We start from the raw sequence: 17,893 nt of genomic DNA on the forward strand, positions 1-17,893 counted from the left end.
AAGGCGTTCAAGATATTTCTTTAAAAGCCGAAGGATTAAAGAATTTAAGCGTAGCCGCAAACGATAAAATATATACCACTAGAGACGTAAGCCTAATATCTACTACGGATAAAGAGGACTCTACGGTAACGTACGGCTTTATAGGCCTTCTTGATAATAATACCCCAACTAACACATATCAGGTTAATAATGTAACCATAAATGCTAATGGGCAAAAAACATTGGATGTAACTTCTATTAACGCCGCAGGTGATGTAAATTTAACAACATACTTTACGCAGGAGGGCTCTAGAGCTACCTATGGCGCCAATAGCAATGCTTATACTATAGGTAGAAACGTAACCATCAATCATACCTCAGATAGTAGCGTAACGGACGGTGAAGTATTTGTGAGAAACCTTTTGAAGGCAAACAAAGACTTGAATGTAACCGCTAGCGGATACAAGAGCTTGAAGCTTGGTGAAACTACTAATGATATACAAGTTGCCGGCTCGGCCACTATTAAAACTACGGCCACGGTTGCACAAAGTACCACTAATATCCAGGGTGTAATCGGAACAACAAAAGGTCTGACGGTAAATGCAAATGCAGCTTATGGTATAACAGATGCTGTTTTAACATATGGAAATTTGACTGCCAATGCAAAAGATATCAATGTGACTGTATCTAACCAAAAATCCGTAACTATAGGTAACGTATCCGCAAACGGAGCTACGGCTGCTACTAGAGGCGATGTAAATATTACAACCAATACAAACATACAAGATGCTAGTGTTCAAGTGGGTAGTGTATCCTCATTAAATAAAGACGTTACTTTGAAATTTGCCGGTCAGGAAACATTAAGTGTAGGCGCAGTAACTGCTGACGATAACTCTACCGGCGTTAAAAATTTCGGTAAAGTAAATATTGATGTTACCACTAACGACAATGACGCTACGGCAACGTTTGGGGCCATAAGAGGCGTGAGCGTAAATTTAAACGCAAATAACCTAAAATCATTGAGCGTACAAAGTGCAACTGCAACCGATGGCGACGTAATGATCAATACTGGAACAAATACATACCTAGAAACGGCATCATTTGGCACCGTAAGCGGCAAAAACGTAACTATGGAAGTTTCAAACGTAACTGCGCCAATAACTGGTGTCACAACTGTAAATGTCCAAAACAATCTAACTATAAATGGATACGCAGGCGATGACGTAAGCCAATTTGCAATTACTCTTCAAACACCTGTGGATACGACAGCAAAAGACTTTGTAGCAAATTTAACTAACGTTAAAGGAACTATAAATGCAGTAGTTGGTGGTAACTCTGTCATAGAGACCATGACTATAAAAGGTAGTATAACCAACCCTTCTAGCTTGAAAAGCGCTGGTCAAAATTCAGATTTGCGAGTAGACGCGTCTAATTTAACTGCATTAAAATCTATTGATCTAAGTGGCTACACAAACGGTAGCGGAAAAGTTGAGCTAACTACATCAGTAGCAAGCACGGATCTAACTGCAATCAAAGGCGCAACTACTGCAACCCAAATGAATATATATTCTACTGGCTTAAAAACTGTAGAGGGCGGTGCAGGCAACGATAAGGTGGTGTTTTACGCTGCTCAAACCAAGGATATCAAAGTAAGCCTAGGTGCTGGCGATGACGATTTTGTATTTGACGGTACTGCAGCCCTAACTGCTAATAAGAAATTTGAAATCAGCGGTGGAGCCGGCAACGATACGTTTGACTTGTCTGCTGTAAAAACTGATGCTACTGCTAGCAAATACACAACTATCACCGATATCAACAGGGGTGATAAGATTAAGCTAGGAGCAACTGCTGCTTTTGAAAAATATACCGCTACAGATCTAGATAGTGAAGTTAGCCTATCGGCTGCTGCAAATAAAGTGTTGACCCATAGCAATGCTAATGTTGCAAATAAAGTTTGGGCTTTCGTATATAAAAACGACACCTATTTGGTAAACGATAGCGATGGTAATAGTAGTGCATTAAATGCTAACGATAATCTTGTTAAACTTGCAGGATTGTCGCATTTTGATAGGTTTGATGCATCCTTGGATTCGGGCATGCTAACCGTAACAAATACTAATTTTTAAAAAGCAAAAATTCGGCGGTTTTAATATCGCCGAATTTTTATTCAAAATTTGATATCTTTGATCTATTATTTTATAAATCGAAGTCGCTTCTCTCTAAAACTTTTTTAAAATACTTAAACAAATTTTATTCCTTTTAATTTTTTTATGCTATAATTAGCAATAGTATTCTGTAAAGATACCCAAAAACTCAAGAAACACACTAAAAAGGAGTCCTTAATGGCAGTAACACAAGCACAAGTTGCACAGCTTTACGTAGCGTTATTTAATCGTGCGGCAGAAGGAGAAGGCCTTAGAAACTGGATGGCCGACGGCGTCAACAAAACTATGGCGCAAGTTGCCGACACTATGCTTCAAGCCCCTGCAGTAAAAACGTATTTTAACGGCGCTATCGACAATGATAGAGATTTTGTAGAGATGATTTATAAAAACATCTTAGGCAAAGACTATACTCAGGATCCAAACGGTATCGACTCATGGGTTCTTCACCTACAACTAGGCCACACCAGAGGCGAAACGCTAGTTAAATTATTTGAAGTAGCGCAGTCTGATATAGCAAGAGCCGCAGACCCTGTAGCTGCTAAAGTATTTGAAAACAAGATAGCTATATCTGAATACGTTTCTCAAAGAATAGGCAACGTAGATAAAGACGAAGAAGGCAACTATAACTATACTCTATTCAAGCAAATCATCAGCGAAACAAACGCCAACAACCTAGCTCATCAAAAAAGACTAGTTGATGACGCCGTAAAAGTAAATTTTACTACAAACGTAGACGATATCAAAGGCAATAATAGCGACAATATTTTTGAAACCGTTGTAAGCGGCTTTATGGGTAAAAATACTTTCCAGGCAGCAGACAAGCTTGACGGTCAAGGCGGTAACGATACGTTGAAAGTATCACTTGATACGAACTTTACAGGCCTAACTACCGGTAGTGTTAAAAATATCGAAAATCTTGAAATTACAAACACTTCAAATGCTGTTAGATATTTCAATATGAACAACATGGAAGATGTTCAAAATGTGGTTATGATAGGCGACTATGCTTCAAGACTAACAAATGAAGCAAAAATCGTAACCTTGTCTGCCAACGATATCAAAAGAGGCGAGATAGCGATAGTGTACAACCCAAGTACCGTTGCCGGCTCAAATGACTCTCAAGAGCTAGTACTAGAAAACGTAGGTAATAAAACGGACGATCTAGTTTCAAACCCTGCTTACAATTACTATAAAAATCACGTAGGCGTTAAATTTGACGGTATTGAAAATCTAAACATCACCACAAGAACCCAAGAGAGCTATATCAAAGATGTAAATAATAAAAACATAACCGTGAAAGGAAATGTAAATTTAGACATTAACACCGGTGCAGACGTGGAGAGCTTAGATGCTTCAGGCTTTACCGGAAATTTGACGGCCGGACTAAAAACTTCTACTCAGCTAAAAAGCGTAAAAGGCGGTAGCGGTAAGGATCTATTTAAATTTAACGGTATAGCAGGAGCGAATCCTGATCTAGTCATAGACGGTGGCGCTAACGATGATAGCATAGAGTTTGAGGACCTGTCTGGAACTAGAAGATTAAACTCAAGCAACGTAGAAAACGTAACATTTGTAAAGGATAACAGCGGTACTATAGACCTAGCTAATGCCCAAGACGTGAAGTCTGTAACGGTCGTAGAGAATAATAATACTATAAATGTTACAAATTCAGCTATCACTACTTTAAACATCGATACTGATTATGTAGAGAATACAAGAGTGAACGTAACTACGGCTACTTTAGATACCATAAATTTCACCGATCGAGACTTGAGCACTTACCGTGTGCCAAATTTTGCGACTACAAAGCAAATAGTTGCCAATAGCGCTACAAAGCTTACTATGAACATAGACAAATACTCAAATGTGAGCGACTTGGGCGGTGGTGAGCAGTCTTTGGAGGCTACGAGTTTAAAGATTTTAAATATGAACATAGAAAAATCAGCAGACGAGACCAAGTATAGCGTCGATAGCTTTAGACTAATCGATACAGCATCTCTCGAGACTATTAACTATGTAAATGAGGGTAAGGATTTTGAACTACGAGTAAACAATACGCTCCAAGCACTTGATAAACTAGCCACATTAAACGTAAAAACTGCTTCTAGCTTTAACATCAAAGATTTGAACACAAACGACGAGGCTCATTTGAGAAATATCTCCGAAATCAGTCTTCAAGGTATTATCAAATCTGACGATACAACTGACTCTGATGTTATTTTGGGCAACTTGGGTCACAACAGCTCGCTTCACGGCATAAATTTGACAGCCAAACAGCTTGGCGTTCTAAAGGTAGGTAACGTAACAACAAATACCCAAATAAACGCTAGATTTAACGTAAATTTAGAAGATATTAGAGACGATGCAACTATTGGCAATATAAAGTCAGGTAATACGGTAATAATCGCAAAAACTTTAGCAAAAGACCTAACTATAGGCAATATGGATGCCGATACTATCGCTACAGAGAGTACCGATAACGTGAGAATGGCTATATTTGACGTCGAAGGAGGAGTAGATATAGGAAACATCGTAAACCTAAGCTCTCTTGACGGCGACTATAGAAATATCAAAAAGGCATTTGCTTTAGGAAATATCACAAATTCAAAGGAAAAATCCGCAATATTGCTAAATTTCTTGAATATGAAAGATGACGTAGCTGTGGGCACTACCAATATAGAGGCTAGCGAAATAAAAATCGTGGCAAAAAATGTAGAAAAAACTTTTAAAGTAGCAGATATTGATCTAATGGCAACCCCTACCAACGGTAAAGCTCATGAGGCTAATCTATCGCTAGACGGTATCAAAGACGCCGTAACTATAGGCGACATCTCAAATCTAAATTCGCTAAACGGCGACTTTAAAAATTTGGGCGATAAGATTGATATCGGCAACATCAGCGGAACCCAGATAGACTCTACCGCTACGCTTAAATTTACTAATGTAAAAGATTCCGTGACCGTAGGTACTTTTGGCAATGGCGACCAAAACGAAGGCACTACATATACAGTAACAGCCGATAAACTAGCAAAAGAGTTAAATGTAGGTGCTATAACTATAAAAGAGTCCCCAAATTTCTACGACGTTCATAAGAGTGCGGTAAACATTAACTCTGGTGTAACAGAAGGCATAGTAAACATAGGCAATATCGACACCGGCGCAGACTCAAAGGTAACGGTAGATCTAAGCAAATCTCTACAAGCTAACACCATAGGAAATATCAAGGGCGGTGAGATCGTTTATAAAAGCTCTGCTATAACAGCCAGCGCAGCTGTAACCCTAGAAGCGGCTTCAAAAGATAAGATAAACGTAGACTCGAAGATAGACGTAACCGGTTCCGTAGGACAAGATGAATTTGTATTCAAATCAACCGCAGATGCTAAAACATTTACGGTAACCGGAACTCTAGGCGACGGCGAAGATAAATATACTCTTGATCTGGTCGCTTCAAATAATCTAAAAACGGTAAATTTAAGCGGACTAAAAGGCGTTGAGCACGGCATTATCGATTTAACGACCATAATGACCGTAAACAAGCAATCTCTAAGCTTAGTAGCAACAGATGGTAAAGACGAGATCACTGTCGGTGCGATAACAGTTGCAGGCACTACGGAAAAACCTAACGTAGTCACTATAGACGGCGGTAGAGGCGTAGATACATTTAAGTTAGATGCAGCAGTAACTGATGCAAATGCTAGCAAATACGTATCTCTAGTCAATATCGAAAAAGGCGACAAGATAGAGCTAGGTACTGTAAGCGAGTGGGCTAAATATACAGCCGCGGATCTAAATGCTGAAGCTACACTAAAAGATGCTGTAAATAAAGTGTTGACTGATGCTGCCGCTACTGTAGCTAATAAGGTATGGGCATTTACTTATAAAAATGATACATACTTAGTAAAAGATGCTGATGGTGGAAGTTCAGCTCTTACGGCTAGCGACAATCTAGTAAAACTAGCGGGCCAAAATATCGAAGACCTAAATCCGTTCTTGGATAGCGGAACATTTACGATCTAAACCGGCTTTAATGCAGTATAACCTGCAGTTAAATTTAACTGCAGGTTAACTCTTATAAAATTTTTTATTCTTTTTTCTTCATTTGAATTTCTAAATTTATCCATCCATTTTCTCTTTTCCGGTATTTTTATGCTATAATTAGCAATAGTATTCTGTAAAGATACCCAAAAACTCAAGAAACACACTAAAAAGGAGTCCTTAATGGCAGTAACACAAGCACAAGTTGCACAGCTTTACGTAGCGTTATTTAATCGTGCCCCTGAAGGCGCGGGATTTAACGCATGGGTGGCGGCGGGAGCCAACAAAACCCAAGCTCAGCTAGCCCAGCTAATGCTAGAGTCCCCTGCGGCTTTGGCATACTATGGAAATACGATAGATAGCGATAGAGGCTACATCGAAACAATATATAAAAACATCCTGGGCAAAGACTATACTCAAGACCCAAACGGTATTGATTCGTGGGTTTTGCACCTTCAGCTAGGTCACAGTAGAGGTGAAACTCTAGTTAAATTATTTGAAGTTGCAACTTCCGACATCGCAAAAGCGGCAGATCCTGTGGCGGCTAAGATTTTTGAAAACAAGACTGCTATATCTGCTTACATGGCTGAAAAAATACCAAACATTCAAACCGATAGTTCAGGCAACTATGATTATGGAATATTCCAAGAAATTATTAGAACGACCACGGCTACAAATTTGGATGAACAGAAGGCTAAAATCGATGCCTTGGCAAATGCCACCGTGCATACGCTAAACAACACGACTGAAACACTGACCGGAAGTGCAGGCGTGGATATATATAGCGCGGTCGTTAGCTCATTTGCTGATAAAAATACCCTTGGCGTTGAAGACAAGATAGACGGCGGGGCCGGTAATGATATGTTGAATGTTAAAATCGACGATAGTTTTACTGGCTTTACAACCGGATATGCTAAAAATATTGAGGGATTAAATTTAGTCAATACTTCAAATAGCCAAAGAGTATTTAATGCAGATAAGGTAGAGGGCTTACAGTCTGTGTCTACTCATGGTGCAAACGGCGTTAGAGTAACAAATCTATCTAATATAGTTGATCTAACGGTAATAGATCAAAAAGATTCAACCGAAGTTGGTATTGCCTATAACACTGATCTAGTAAAAGGCAATAATGACGCGCAAAATTTAATCCTAAACAATGTGGGCAGGGTTACTCCAGATACGGAAGCCGACAGCCACAAAAACTCTCTTAAGGTCAAATTTAACGGTATCGAGACTTTAAATATTACGACTAGAGAAAACGCTAGTTATATAAAAGAGGTGGAAAATAAGTTTATCACGGTAAAAGGCGAGGCGGATTTAACTATATCCACCAAAGATAAAAACCCAGATGCTCCATTTAAAGACTTTGTCAATAGCCTTGATGCATCGGCGCTTATTGGAAATTTGACGGCTGATTTAACCGAGTCTGCTTACTACACTAGCATCAAAAGCGGCAACGGCAATGACACGATAAAGATAGGAAAACTTGAGTCTAACTCTGTTTCTATAGATATGGGTGCCGGCAATGATACTCTTCAGATAGAAAAAGTAGATGCATTAAAACAAATGAAACTAAAAGGCGTTGATAATATCGAAATCTTTGATAAAAATGATAGCGTGAGCGCTCTAGACTTGACTGGACAAACTGACGTTAAGAGTCTAAAAGTAGGCCAGCTTGATCAAACGTTAGTTGTTACAAGCTCTAGTATAAAGACTATAAATTTAACGGATAAAGTAGACTCAAAAGCTGCTAGCGCAGGAAACGGTCACGGCATATTGCATATAAACGACAAATTTGTTGACACCATTAACTATGCGATAGATAATGTGACTACGCCACAAGATATAATCGGCAAAGTAAGAGTTTCTGAGTCCAAAAACCTTACTGTAAATTTGGATAAATCGGTTAAAACTGTAAATGGTAACCTTACTGATAACGCAGCTAGCGTTATTGAGGCGCCAAAGGCTACTACAATCAACGTGAATGTAAATATGGTTGAAAATTCAGGCCTTTCTCTAAGAAATATTCATGAGTTGAAGACTATAAATTTAACCAATAACAATCCTAAGAAATTTACTTTTGATATCCATGAAGACGCAAGAGTGAAAACTCTAAATATAGCTACATTGGGTGCTCTTGATGTTTTAAATAATGGCCTCAAATATATATCTGAGATAAACGTAAAAGGCCTGGCTAATATGCCTGTAGCAAGCCTAGTCGAGCTTCACAATCTTGGCTCGATAGATTCTGAAAACGGCGTAAAACTAAATGTAAATGATCTTGTTACCGTTTATCAAGGCTCAAGCCACGTAACGGCTTTAAAGGTAGGGGACGTAGCTACGAAAAAGACGACAAATGCCGGTGCAAATTTTAACTTTAAAAATGTCACAAACGATATCGAAGTAAATAAATTTGACGTAGGCGGCGAGATAACTTTCGTAGCTAATAAGATCGGTAACGTCAAAGTAGCAGATGAAATCAAGTCTAAGAATAGTGGCGCTACATTTGATATTAGTGATTCTAGGTTTAATGTCGAAATAAGTAGTGGTAACGGCATAGACGTTAAAAATGACGTAAACTTTACAGCCAAAGACGTAACAGGCAAAGTATCTATCGCGAATATAAAAGCAGAGAACGTAAATATCAGCTTAACTAATATTAAGGGTCAAAATGAGACTAGCGCGGTCGGGATAGGAGATATAAACGGCAACTACGTCAAAAACGTAAATATTACGCTAAAAGACGTATTAAAAGACGTTAAAGTCGGTACTCTAGACCTAAAAAGTGCTGCCGTTATAGATGGCAAGATAAAAGTAAAAGAAAGCACGAGCATAAACATTGATGCTGGAAACACAAAGGGTATCGTTGATCTTGGCAATACAGGACCTGTAAGTGCTGATAGCGTAACGGTAGACCTAAGTAAAACTATAGGTGCAAATAAGTTTGCCAGTATCGTGGCAGATACTGTAGTCTATAAGGGCTCTACTCAAACTCCACTTTCAACAGATGTTAAAATCACTATGAAGCAAGATATCAATTCAAAAGATTTTGTTGCAAATATTACTACGTCTGCTCAGGCTGATAAGTTGGTTGTAACTGCTGCTGCAAAATTCTCGCTTGTTAATGGTTCTGAAAGAGTTGACGGTAATGATCTAAAAACAGCTACTATCTCGGGCGATATGGGTACAGACGCTACCGACGAGTACACGTTTGACGATACCAATGCTGAAAAGCTAACAAAAATTGACTTTAGCGGCTTAAAAAATGTAGAGAAAGGTACTATAACAAATACTGCAAGTAAAGTTATAGAGGACATAAAAGCTACCGATGGAGACGATACTATTACTCTAGCGGGCGATCAAAAAGCTGCAAAAATTTCAATCGATGCAGGCGAAGGCGAGAATACCATTAAGACAGGAACTTTCCTAACCCCAGGTCATGCCGACGCAGATCCAAAAGGTCAAAATATAACCATCAAAAGCGGTTCGGGCAATGATACATTCGATGTTAGTACTTCGGTTATAGGCGCAGGTTTTGATAGTGCCAACGAGTCTCACACTAGACTTGTGACAATAGATAAGATCAATGTAGGTGATAAGATCAAATTTGCCGGCGGTACCACTGCTATAGAAAAAGTAACTCTAAATGCCAACGGAAACGCACAAGATAACTTTGCTCTTGCGGCTAAACTTGGCGGATTCTTTGATGGCACCAATAACCAAGCCGGTAAGATATATGCTTATTCATATCTAAATGATACGTATTTGGTATACAACGCTGCTGCAGGTGATACTGACTTTGGCGCAGGCGACACTATCGTCAAACTATCGGGCGTAAATATTGCCAACCTCAACACAACAGTTAATGCTGGTGAAGTTACTATTAACGCATTCTGATTTCTCCTTCTTTTCGGCAGGTTTTTACCTGCCGAACCTCTTTTTTGCAAATTTAATTTTATATAAAAATCAATTTTTAGCGATATATAATGTTTGCGATTTTGCATTTTTCTATTTAGTATCAAGTTTATGACTTTAGTCTAGATCTCCAAGCTAAAACTGGCATAAAAAAGTAGTCAAAATTGGCAATTTTGGCCGTCTATGAGCCAACTTTGATATCTTAATGTCTAAAATCAAGTCGCTCAAGGTTTTTATATAAAAATAGATAGAATAATTGTAATGTCAGATTTTGGTAAATGGCACCAAAGTATATTAAGATCTAAAGCATAGAATATAGTAGTTTCTCTATATCTCCGTCGCAAGGAGCTATGTCGTAGCTTAGCAGCTTTGCCGTATCGCAGACGAGTAGGGCGGGATCGTTTGCTCTGATAAATCGGGGATCGCTTTGCACAGCTATATCGTGTCCGCTTAGGCAGCGTAAAATTTGTAAAATTTGCTCAATACTATAAGCCTTACCAGAGCCAATGTTAAAAATTTCATCGTTAGCTTCGAGTTTTAGTAGTTGCTCGTATATTCTCACGACGTCGTTTATGTCGTTATATTCGCGCTTTGGCGTCAAATTTCCAAGTTTTATTGTATGAGCTCTATCTTTAAAATGTCGCACTATTTTTGGTATGAGGAAATTTTCGCTTTGTCCAGTACCTGTGTAGTTAAATGGGCGCGCGATGATAAAAGGCAGTCCGCTTTTAGCTATCTGCTCCTCCATAAAAATTTTACTTTCGGCATATATGCTTTGCGGATTTAGCGGAGAGTTTTCGCACATGGGCATATCTCCTCCGCCGTAGACACTAGCTGAGCTTGCAAAGATCGCCTTTTCAAATTTAACGGAACCTAGAGCCTCTAGCAAATTTAGCGTACCGATTTCGTTTGCGTTTTTTATCTCGGCGGGATCGGCCATAGCAAAAGACACCGCTGCCAGGTGGATGATGTAGTCAAATTTGACGCTAAAAGCAGCTTTTATGCTGTCTTTATCAAGCAGATCAAGGCGCGTATGATTAGGCGCGCTAGGGCTCAGGGCGCCGCCTGAGACCTCGTAACCGAGCGCACAAAGGTATCGCTCCAGATAGCGACCCGTAAAGCCCTCAATCCCCGTGATAAAAACTCGCTTAGAACTCAAATCCCGCCTCGATGCGTCTTAGATCGGCTTTTATCATCATATCGCAAAGTCCCTTTAGATCAGTCTTTGCGCTCCAACCGAGCTTTTGCTTGGCTTTTGAGGCGTCGCCTATTAGTAGATCGACCTCCGCGGGTCTAAAAAATGCCGGATTTATCTTTACGATTACGTCGCCCTTATCGTTTAGCCCGACTTCGTTTATGCCTTCGCCCTCAAATTTTATTCCGATATCTAGCGCTTCAAAGCTAAGCTTTACAAAATCCCTGACAGTGGTCGTTACGCCGGTAGCGAGCACGAAGGTATCCGAAGTTGGCGCTTGTAGCATCGCGTGCATGCCTTCGACGTATTCTTTAGCGTAGCCCCAGTCACGCTTTGCGTCTAGGTTGCCTAGTTCCAAAGTTTTAGCCTTTTTTAGGGCGATTTTTGCGGCTGTATTCGTGATTTTTCTCGTGACGAACTCAAGTCCTCTTAGCGGACTTTCGTGGTTAAATAAAATGCCGCTTGAGGCGAAAATATCGTAGCTTTCTTGATAGTTTACCGTGATAAAGTGTGCATAAAGCTTTGCCACTCCGTAAGGCGAACGCGGATAAAACGGCGTCGTTTCGCTTTGCGGGACGGCTTGGACTTTGCCGAACATCTCTGATGTGCTAGCTTGGTAAAATTTGATACTTTTATCTACCGTTTTGATTGCTTCTAGTATATTTAGCGCGCCGATGCCAGTAGCGTTTGCTGTGTGAAAAGGCTCTTTAAAACTAACGCCTACGAAACTTTGGGCGGCTAGGTTGTAGATTTCCTCGGGTCTTATTTCATTGACGACGCTTAGGATATTAAACGGGTCAGTTAGCTCAAACTCGACTAGATGAAAATTCGGCTCGTTTAAAAGACCTAGCTCGTTTAATCTCCAAAAATTCGGGCTCACCGCTCGTCTGTAACCGCCGTAGATCTCATATCCCAGATCGATCAGATATCTAGCCAGATACGCGCCGTCTTGGCCTCCGACGCCCGTGATTATAGCTTTTTTCATTATTCTTCTCCGTTTTTTAAATGTCGCATAAAATTATGATCAGTATTTATGGCTTTAAAGATTCTTAAATAAAGAGCGGCGATGTTTTGCCAGCTGTTTTCTTCTAGCCATTTTATGCGCTTATCATAAATTTTACCATCTATTTCATTATTTTTTACTTTTTCGAGTTGTTCTAGGATATCCTCGTCGCTAAAACCGTCCGCCGCTATCGTGATATTTTGCATCTCGCTAAAGATTCTTGACGGCGTAACTATAACGTTTTTACAAAGACTTAGAGAGACTCTGGCTGCTGCGCTACTACCCTCGTCGGTCTGTCCGTACGGCAATACGATCGCATCGCAACAACTTAGTTTTTCGTTTACAGTTTCTATCGGTAAAAAGCTCGTATGCCACTCTATTTTTTCACTCAAATTTAGCTTTTCGCAAATCTTGCGGCATCTTTGTAGCTCTGCCTCGCCGTCCGCGCTTGCGACCGGACTGATTATGACTAGTTTTGCGTCTATATTTTGACTGAATTTCGCAAAAGCTTCTAGTAGCACAGGTAGGTTTTTATGCGCAAATAGCAGTCCTAAAAATCCTACCATAAATTTGCCGTCCGTTTCCTTATGTTTGTTTTGCTCGGGCGCTAAATTTTGCGTTCCGTGCGGTACTAGCGTGACATTATCGATAAGTCCAAGCAGCCTAAGCGTATTTAGATCGTCGATGCTGTGGACGAAAACTCGGTCAAATTCGTAAAGCGTATCGTGCCAGTTTTGCTGAGTTTGGCGTGGGTAGTTTAGGATTTGCTTCGTGGCGTGAAGCGTGATGAAGCAAATTTTTCCCTGCGATTTTAGCGCGGCGACGTCTGATTTTAGCTTTTCATCTATCTCGAAAAATGTAAAATGGTGTTGCAGCCAGATGATATTCGCATCCGTCTCAAGCCCCGATAGTAGCTTTTCTTGCTCTATTTCATAGACTTTTATATCGTTGTTTTCTTTGCTTAAATTTGACGTCCCTGCGCGCTTTTGCTCGCTCCAAGTGTAAATTTCTAAATTTGCGCCCGCTCGCGCAAGCTCGTCCGTTAAGTATTTTGAGTATTCGGCTATGCCGCAAACAGCGTTATACGTCGAAAAGTAGGCGATTTTTAGCTCTACGGGCTTGTTTTTAAAGGATTTTAGATGCGAGATGCTCGAGATAAAATTTAGCGCATTTTTCTCGCCGAACATCATTTCATCGACTTTGTGTTTTAGCGGTTTTATACTAGGAGCGCGGTTTTGTAAAATTTGCTCTGATACTTTGATAATCTTTTCGCACAGATCATTTACGCTAGGCTCCGCCCAAAACGAATAATTTAGATTAAAATGCGTAACCGCGGGCGCGAATTTATATCCGATAAACTCGCAACTACCGTCCAAAAACTCGCACTGGCCGCTATAGTCGGTGGAGATAACGGGCTTTTCGTAGTGTACGCCTTCGATTGCCGGCATATTTAGCCCCTCGCCGCGCGTCGGCAGCACGACGATATCGCACTGCTCATAAAGGTTTGCCACGTCAAGCGCGGTTAGATCTTCGTTTAGTATGACGCGGATTTTATCGCGGTACTTTTTATCGACTAAAAGCTCGATTTGCTCAGTTACGCTATTGTGCGGGTTAGGGAAGCTTTTTATAGTTAGGCTTAACTCAAATTTGGCTTTTTTGCAGGCTTCGTTAAAGGCTCGCAGTAGCACGTCGGCACCCTTTCTAGGTAGGCACGAGGAGATGTGAAAGAGCTTTATCTCGCGCTTTTGTTCGCTATTTTCTTGCGAAACGCTTGGCGCAGGCGGCGTTTTTAGCGGTATATCGGCTACTTTTACCGGCGTATAGCAGCCGTTATCTATTAGGATTTTTTTGATAAAAAATGTCGAAACTAAAATGCCTTTATACTTGGAGTTTAAAATTTCTATCGTTCGCGGCGGGATACGCGACTCTTCCCAGAAAAACACCGCAATCTCAAAGCCGTATCCCTCGCGCATGTCTTCTATCAGCGGGTAGTGGTGATAGATCGCGACTTTGTCGTCGCTTCCTTTTGGGTGCGCGTTTTTATCGGGCACTATGCTTCTTAGTGTTTCATACTCGTCTTTGGTTATCGCGATGTCTTCGATTTTATCGAAATAGTTCTCGTGATAGCAGATTACAAAGACGTTTTTTACCTTACCGAGCAGCCTAAATACGATGTTTCTGTTTATCGCGGCCAAACTATAGTGTCCGCTGATGCTGCCAATGACGGTTAGCTCGCTAAAGTTTTCGTTAAATTTGAGATTTTTTAGCTCCAAATTTCGCTCGTACTCTTTTGAGTGCCTTAAAACAAAAACGTTCGGTTCAAAAACGCCCTCTTGCGAGACGTAGATATCGTCTCTAACCTGGCCTTTTAGGCTAAAGATTCTTGCCCTAAGAGCCGGAAATTTATTTAAAAATATCTTGAGATTTTTCTTAAATTTCGGATTGTTATTTGCCACCTTTTCCGTCAAATTTATACCAAATTTAAGCGCTTTTTTGAGATTTTCTTTAGCTAAATTTTTACAAAATCTCAAAAATTTATAGACCCAAATAAGCGGCTTTGCGACTCTTTTAAATTTAGCGACGAAAATTTTAAGCTGCTCGATATCGTTTTTGATAACGGGAGCTTCGTTTTCTAGGACGTAGACTTTGTGATTTAGCGCGAGATATTTACCGAGTAGATTTTCTAAATCTTCGTGTAGGCGCGCATTTTCGTTTTGCAAATTTGAGATTTGACTTTTGCTTTCCATCAGCTCGAGCGAGCTTTTCCAAAGAGCCTCTTTTGTCTCCAAAGACTCCTTCCAAACGTCGTTTTTTAGCTCGAGCATCTGAGTTTTATTTTCAAATGTCGACACGTCGAACCTATCGGCTAGCTCTTCAAAGCTAAAGCCACTTTTGGTCGCGCTCAAAAACGCCTCGCGGGTTTTTTCGTCGCCGTTTTTAAGCCCCAAAACCGCGTAATCAAGCCCGACGCTGCTTAAAACGTCTCTTAATGTGACGTTTTGATTTTGCAAATCCTCGCTAAAGCTCAAATTTGAGTTTAGTCTCATCATAAAAGTATCGCTAAAGCCTTCAAATTCGCACAGATACTCAAGTAACATCGGTGGGATAGGCTTAACGTGCGTAATGTCTAGATAGAAATTTAGCGTAGCAACGCGTAAGTTTTCGGGATTTGGCGTTTCAAGTATCAAGATGCCGCCGTCTTTGAGAACTCGGCGCGCTTGTTTTATTAGCTCGCAAAGCTCGTTAAACTCCAAGTGCTCCACAAGCTGAAATGCGCTAACGAGCGCAAGGCTTGCGTCTTCTAGCTCGCTTAAAAACTCTATCGCTCCTTGTTTTTTGGCTTCAAGATCGTTTTTCTCGCACTCTTTTATCATCTCGTCGCTAACGTCGCAACCGCGCGCGGCAAAGCCGTTTTGCTTTAAAATTTCAAGCCACTCGCCTCTGCCGCAGCCTAGATCGACCGCCGCCAGCTTTTCATCGTTTTGCTTTAAGATTTGCAAAAACGGCTCGTAAGCAAGCAGGCGTTTTTTGATCTCGCTCCTCTGGCCTCTAAATTTATCTTCGAAACTTTTATAAAATTTATCCATTTATTCTCTTTATTTCCAAACTCGGTTCAAGATACGCAAGGCCGACAAAATCGGGCTTGCTAAAATTTACGACGTTAAAAATGATTGCGTTGTCGCGCCATTCGTAGTTATTTTGCAGATGGTTGTCACTATCGTGTAGCGCTATCGTTACAGAAAACGACCCGACGCCCAAATTTGCGTCAAATTCAAAACTAAAGTCGTACTCCTCGCCTTTTTTGAGATTTTTTAAAGCTTGCTTTAGGTGGTAAGTGTTTGTGCCGTAGACGACCTGCGAGAAGCGATTTTTGATCTGATAGCCCAGTACCAGCGAGGGCAAATTTTCGTTTGCCAGCACCGTTACTTTTAGCTTGATTTTTCTGCCGACTTCTAAATTTTGTATCTTTTTGCCTGCGGCGTCTAAAATTTCAATGTTTTTTATACAGGCTTTTTTGTTGCCGGATATGGTTGCTGTTTTACCGTTTTCTAGGGCTATTTGCGAGATTTGTACGTCTTGTTTTTTTGAGATTAGGGCGTTGTAATAATCAAGCACGGCTTCAGGCTCGCCGTCTTTTAAAATTTGCCCTTTTTCCAGCAAGATTACTCGGTCGCAGATGGATTTTATCGCGCCGCTATCGTGCGAAACGATAATGAGCGTCGTGCCTAGGCTTTTAAATTCTTTTATCTTATCAAAGCTTTTATGCTGGAAATACACATCGCCTACCGATAGCGCCTCGTCGATGATGAGTATATCTGGGCGATTTGCCGTGACGACCGAAAAAGCAAGGCGCATCTGCATGCCGCTGCTGTAAATTCGCACCGGATAATCAAAATACTCGCCTATCTCGGCAAAGTCTTCGATATAGGCTATTATTTCGTCGATTTGCTCTTTTGAGTAGCCCATGAGAGAGCAGGACTGATAGGCGTTTTGCCTACCGGTTAGATCGCCGTGAAAGCCCATGCCCAGCTCCAAAATAGACGAAATTTTAGCCCCGCTAACTACTCGGCCGCTTGATGGCTTTAGCGTGTGCGAGATGATTTTTAAAAGAGTGCTTTTGCCCGCTCCGTTTTGTCCGATTAGCCCGACTACCTCGCCGGCTCCCACGTCAAAGCTTACGTCTTTTAGCACTGTTTTTATGTTTTTTTCTTCTTTATTTTTACTAAACCACGAGGCAAATCGCTTAAAGTTGCTCTCGTAATCCAAGTAAGTTTTGCAGATATTTTGAACCGATAAAATCATAAAACGTCCGCCATCTCTTCTTCGGCTCGTTTATAAACGAAAAACGCAGCCCCAAGGCTTGCCGCGCCGATAAAGGCCGGATAAATCAAAAGCGAAAAATCGGGCATCTTGTCGTAAATCAAAATATCGTGATAGCCGCTAACTACGCCAACAAGCGGATTTATGTAGATAAGCTCTTGCAAATTTGACGGCAAAATGCCCGTCATATAAACGATTGGCGTTAGCCAAAATAAAAACTGCAAGACGATGGCGATGATCTGGCCTACGTCGCGCATAAAGACGTTTATCACGCCAAAAAACAGCCCGAACCCTACGGCTAGCATCATCGTAACTATGGAAAAGATCGGCAAAAAGATCAAATTTGCACCCACAAAATGCCCCAAAAACGCAAATACCACCGCAATAGATACGAATAAAATGAGATTGTTTATCGCCGAGCTTAAAACCACGGTAGCCGGAAGGACGATTTTAGGGAAGGACATTTTTTTGATTATGTTGGCGTTATCGGTAAAAATGCCGATGCAGCGCGAAAAAATCTCGCTAAAAAGCATCCAGCAAAGCATCCCGCTCATTAGGTAGATCGCGTAGGCGTATTTGCTATCAATGCCTGGCAGCTTGGCTGAGAGCACGGAGGAGAGTATGGTCGCGTAGATGAGCACCTGGGCTAGCGGATGCAGTATCGCCCACGCTACGCCCAGCTTGCTTTTTGCAAATTTTGTTATAAATTCGTTTTTGACCGAATTTACGATAAAAAACCTATACGTATAAATATTTGAAAACAATCTTTCGTCCGATTAG

General features: G+C 40.8%; 8 protein-coding genes. 3 read left to right on the top strand and 5 right to left on the bottom strand.

Annotated features, from left to right (window positions below):
* The 3 genes from Q0394_RS07300 to Q0394_RS07310 form a co-directional block, all read left to right on the top strand.
* A partial coding sequence (locus Q0394_RS07300; RefSeq protein WP_298946451.1) for a hypothetical protein occupies positions 1 to 2,105 on the top strand: 2,105 nt, incomplete at its 5' end.
* A 216-nt stretch (positions 2,106 to 2,321) separates the two neighbouring features.
* Positions 2,322 to 6,161, top strand: a complete 3,840-nt coding sequence (locus Q0394_RS07305; RefSeq protein ID WP_298946452.1) for a hypothetical protein — start codon at positions 2,322 to 2,324, stop codon at positions 6,159 to 6,161.
* 201 nt (positions 6,162 to 6,362) lie between these two features.
* Positions 6,363 to 10,076 carry a surface layer protein SapB11 gene (locus Q0394_RS07310; RefSeq protein ID WP_298946453.1) on the top strand — a complete coding sequence of 1,238 codons (3,714 nt, stop codon included), beginning with the start codon at positions 6,363 to 6,365 and terminating at the stop codon, positions 10,074 to 10,076.
* Between the two features lie 319 nt (positions 10,077 to 10,395).
* On the opposite strand, the gene Q0394_RS07315 is transcribed toward Q0394_RS07310, so the two are convergent.
* The 5 genes from Q0394_RS07315 to Q0394_RS07335 are packed head-to-tail and all read right to left on the bottom strand — an operon-like array spanning position 10,396 to position 17,877.
* The gene (locus tag Q0394_RS07315) at positions 10,396 to 11,253 is read right to left on the bottom strand and encodes an NAD-dependent epimerase/dehydratase family protein (protein ID WP_298946455.1); all 858 of its coding nucleotides are present in this window, start codon (positions 11,251 to 11,253) and stop codon (positions 10,396 to 10,398) included.
* On the bottom strand, positions 11,243 to 12,274 hold the full coding sequence (gene gmd / locus Q0394_RS07320) for a GDP-mannose 4,6-dehydratase (protein WP_298946456.1): 1,032 nt from the start codon (positions 12,272 to 12,274) through the stop codon (positions 11,243 to 11,245). The genes Q0394_RS07315 and gmd overlap by 11 nt, the downstream gene beginning before the upstream one ends.
* The gene (locus Q0394_RS07325) at positions 12,274 to 15,879 is read right to left on the bottom strand and encodes a glycosyltransferase (RefSeq protein WP_298946457.1); all 3,606 of its coding nucleotides are present in this window, start codon (positions 15,877 to 15,879) and stop codon (positions 12,274 to 12,276) included. The genes gmd and Q0394_RS07325 overlap by 1 nt, the downstream gene beginning before the upstream one ends.
* On the bottom strand, positions 15,872 to 17,095 hold the full coding sequence (locus Q0394_RS07330; protein WP_298946459.1) for an ABC transporter ATP-binding protein: 1,224 nt from the start codon (positions 17,093 to 17,095) through the stop codon (positions 15,872 to 15,874). The genes Q0394_RS07325 and Q0394_RS07330 overlap by 8 nt, the downstream gene beginning before the upstream one ends.
* Positions 17,092 to 17,877 carry an ABC transporter permease gene (locus tag Q0394_RS07335; RefSeq protein ID WP_298946460.1) on the bottom strand — a complete coding sequence of 262 codons (786 nt, stop codon included), beginning with the start codon at positions 17,875 to 17,877 and terminating at the stop codon, positions 17,092 to 17,094. Before Q0394_RS07335 ends, Q0394_RS07330 begins: the two co-directional genes overlap by 4 nt.
* Positions 17,878 to 17,893: the final 16 nt, after the last annotated feature.

It is taken from the genome of uncultured Campylobacter sp. (genome assembly GCF_938039205.1).
Classification (GTDB): domain Bacteria; phylum Campylobacterota; class Campylobacteria; order Campylobacterales; family Campylobacteraceae; genus Campylobacter_A.

Excerpts from the sequence above, each read along its gene's own strand:
- Q0394_RS07325 (WP_298946457.1), bottom strand. The coding sequence starts at position 15,879 with ATGGATAAATTTTATAAAAGTTTCGAAGATAAATTTAGAGGCCAGAGG.
- Q0394_RS07310 (WP_298946453.1), top strand. The coding sequence starts at position 6,363 with ATGGCAGTAACACAAGCACAAGTTGCACAGCTTTACGTAGCGTTATTT.
- Q0394_RS07305 (WP_298946452.1), top strand. The coding sequence starts at position 2,322 with ATGGCAGTAACACAAGCACAAGTTGCACAGCTTTACGTAGCGTTATTT.
- Q0394_RS07330 (WP_298946459.1), bottom strand. The coding sequence starts at position 17,095 with ATGATTTTATCGGTTCAAAATATCTGCAAAACTTACTTGGATTACGAG.
- gmd (WP_298946456.1), bottom strand. The coding sequence starts at position 12,274 with ATGAAAAAAGCTATAATCACGGGCGTCGGAGGCCAAGACGGCGCGTAT.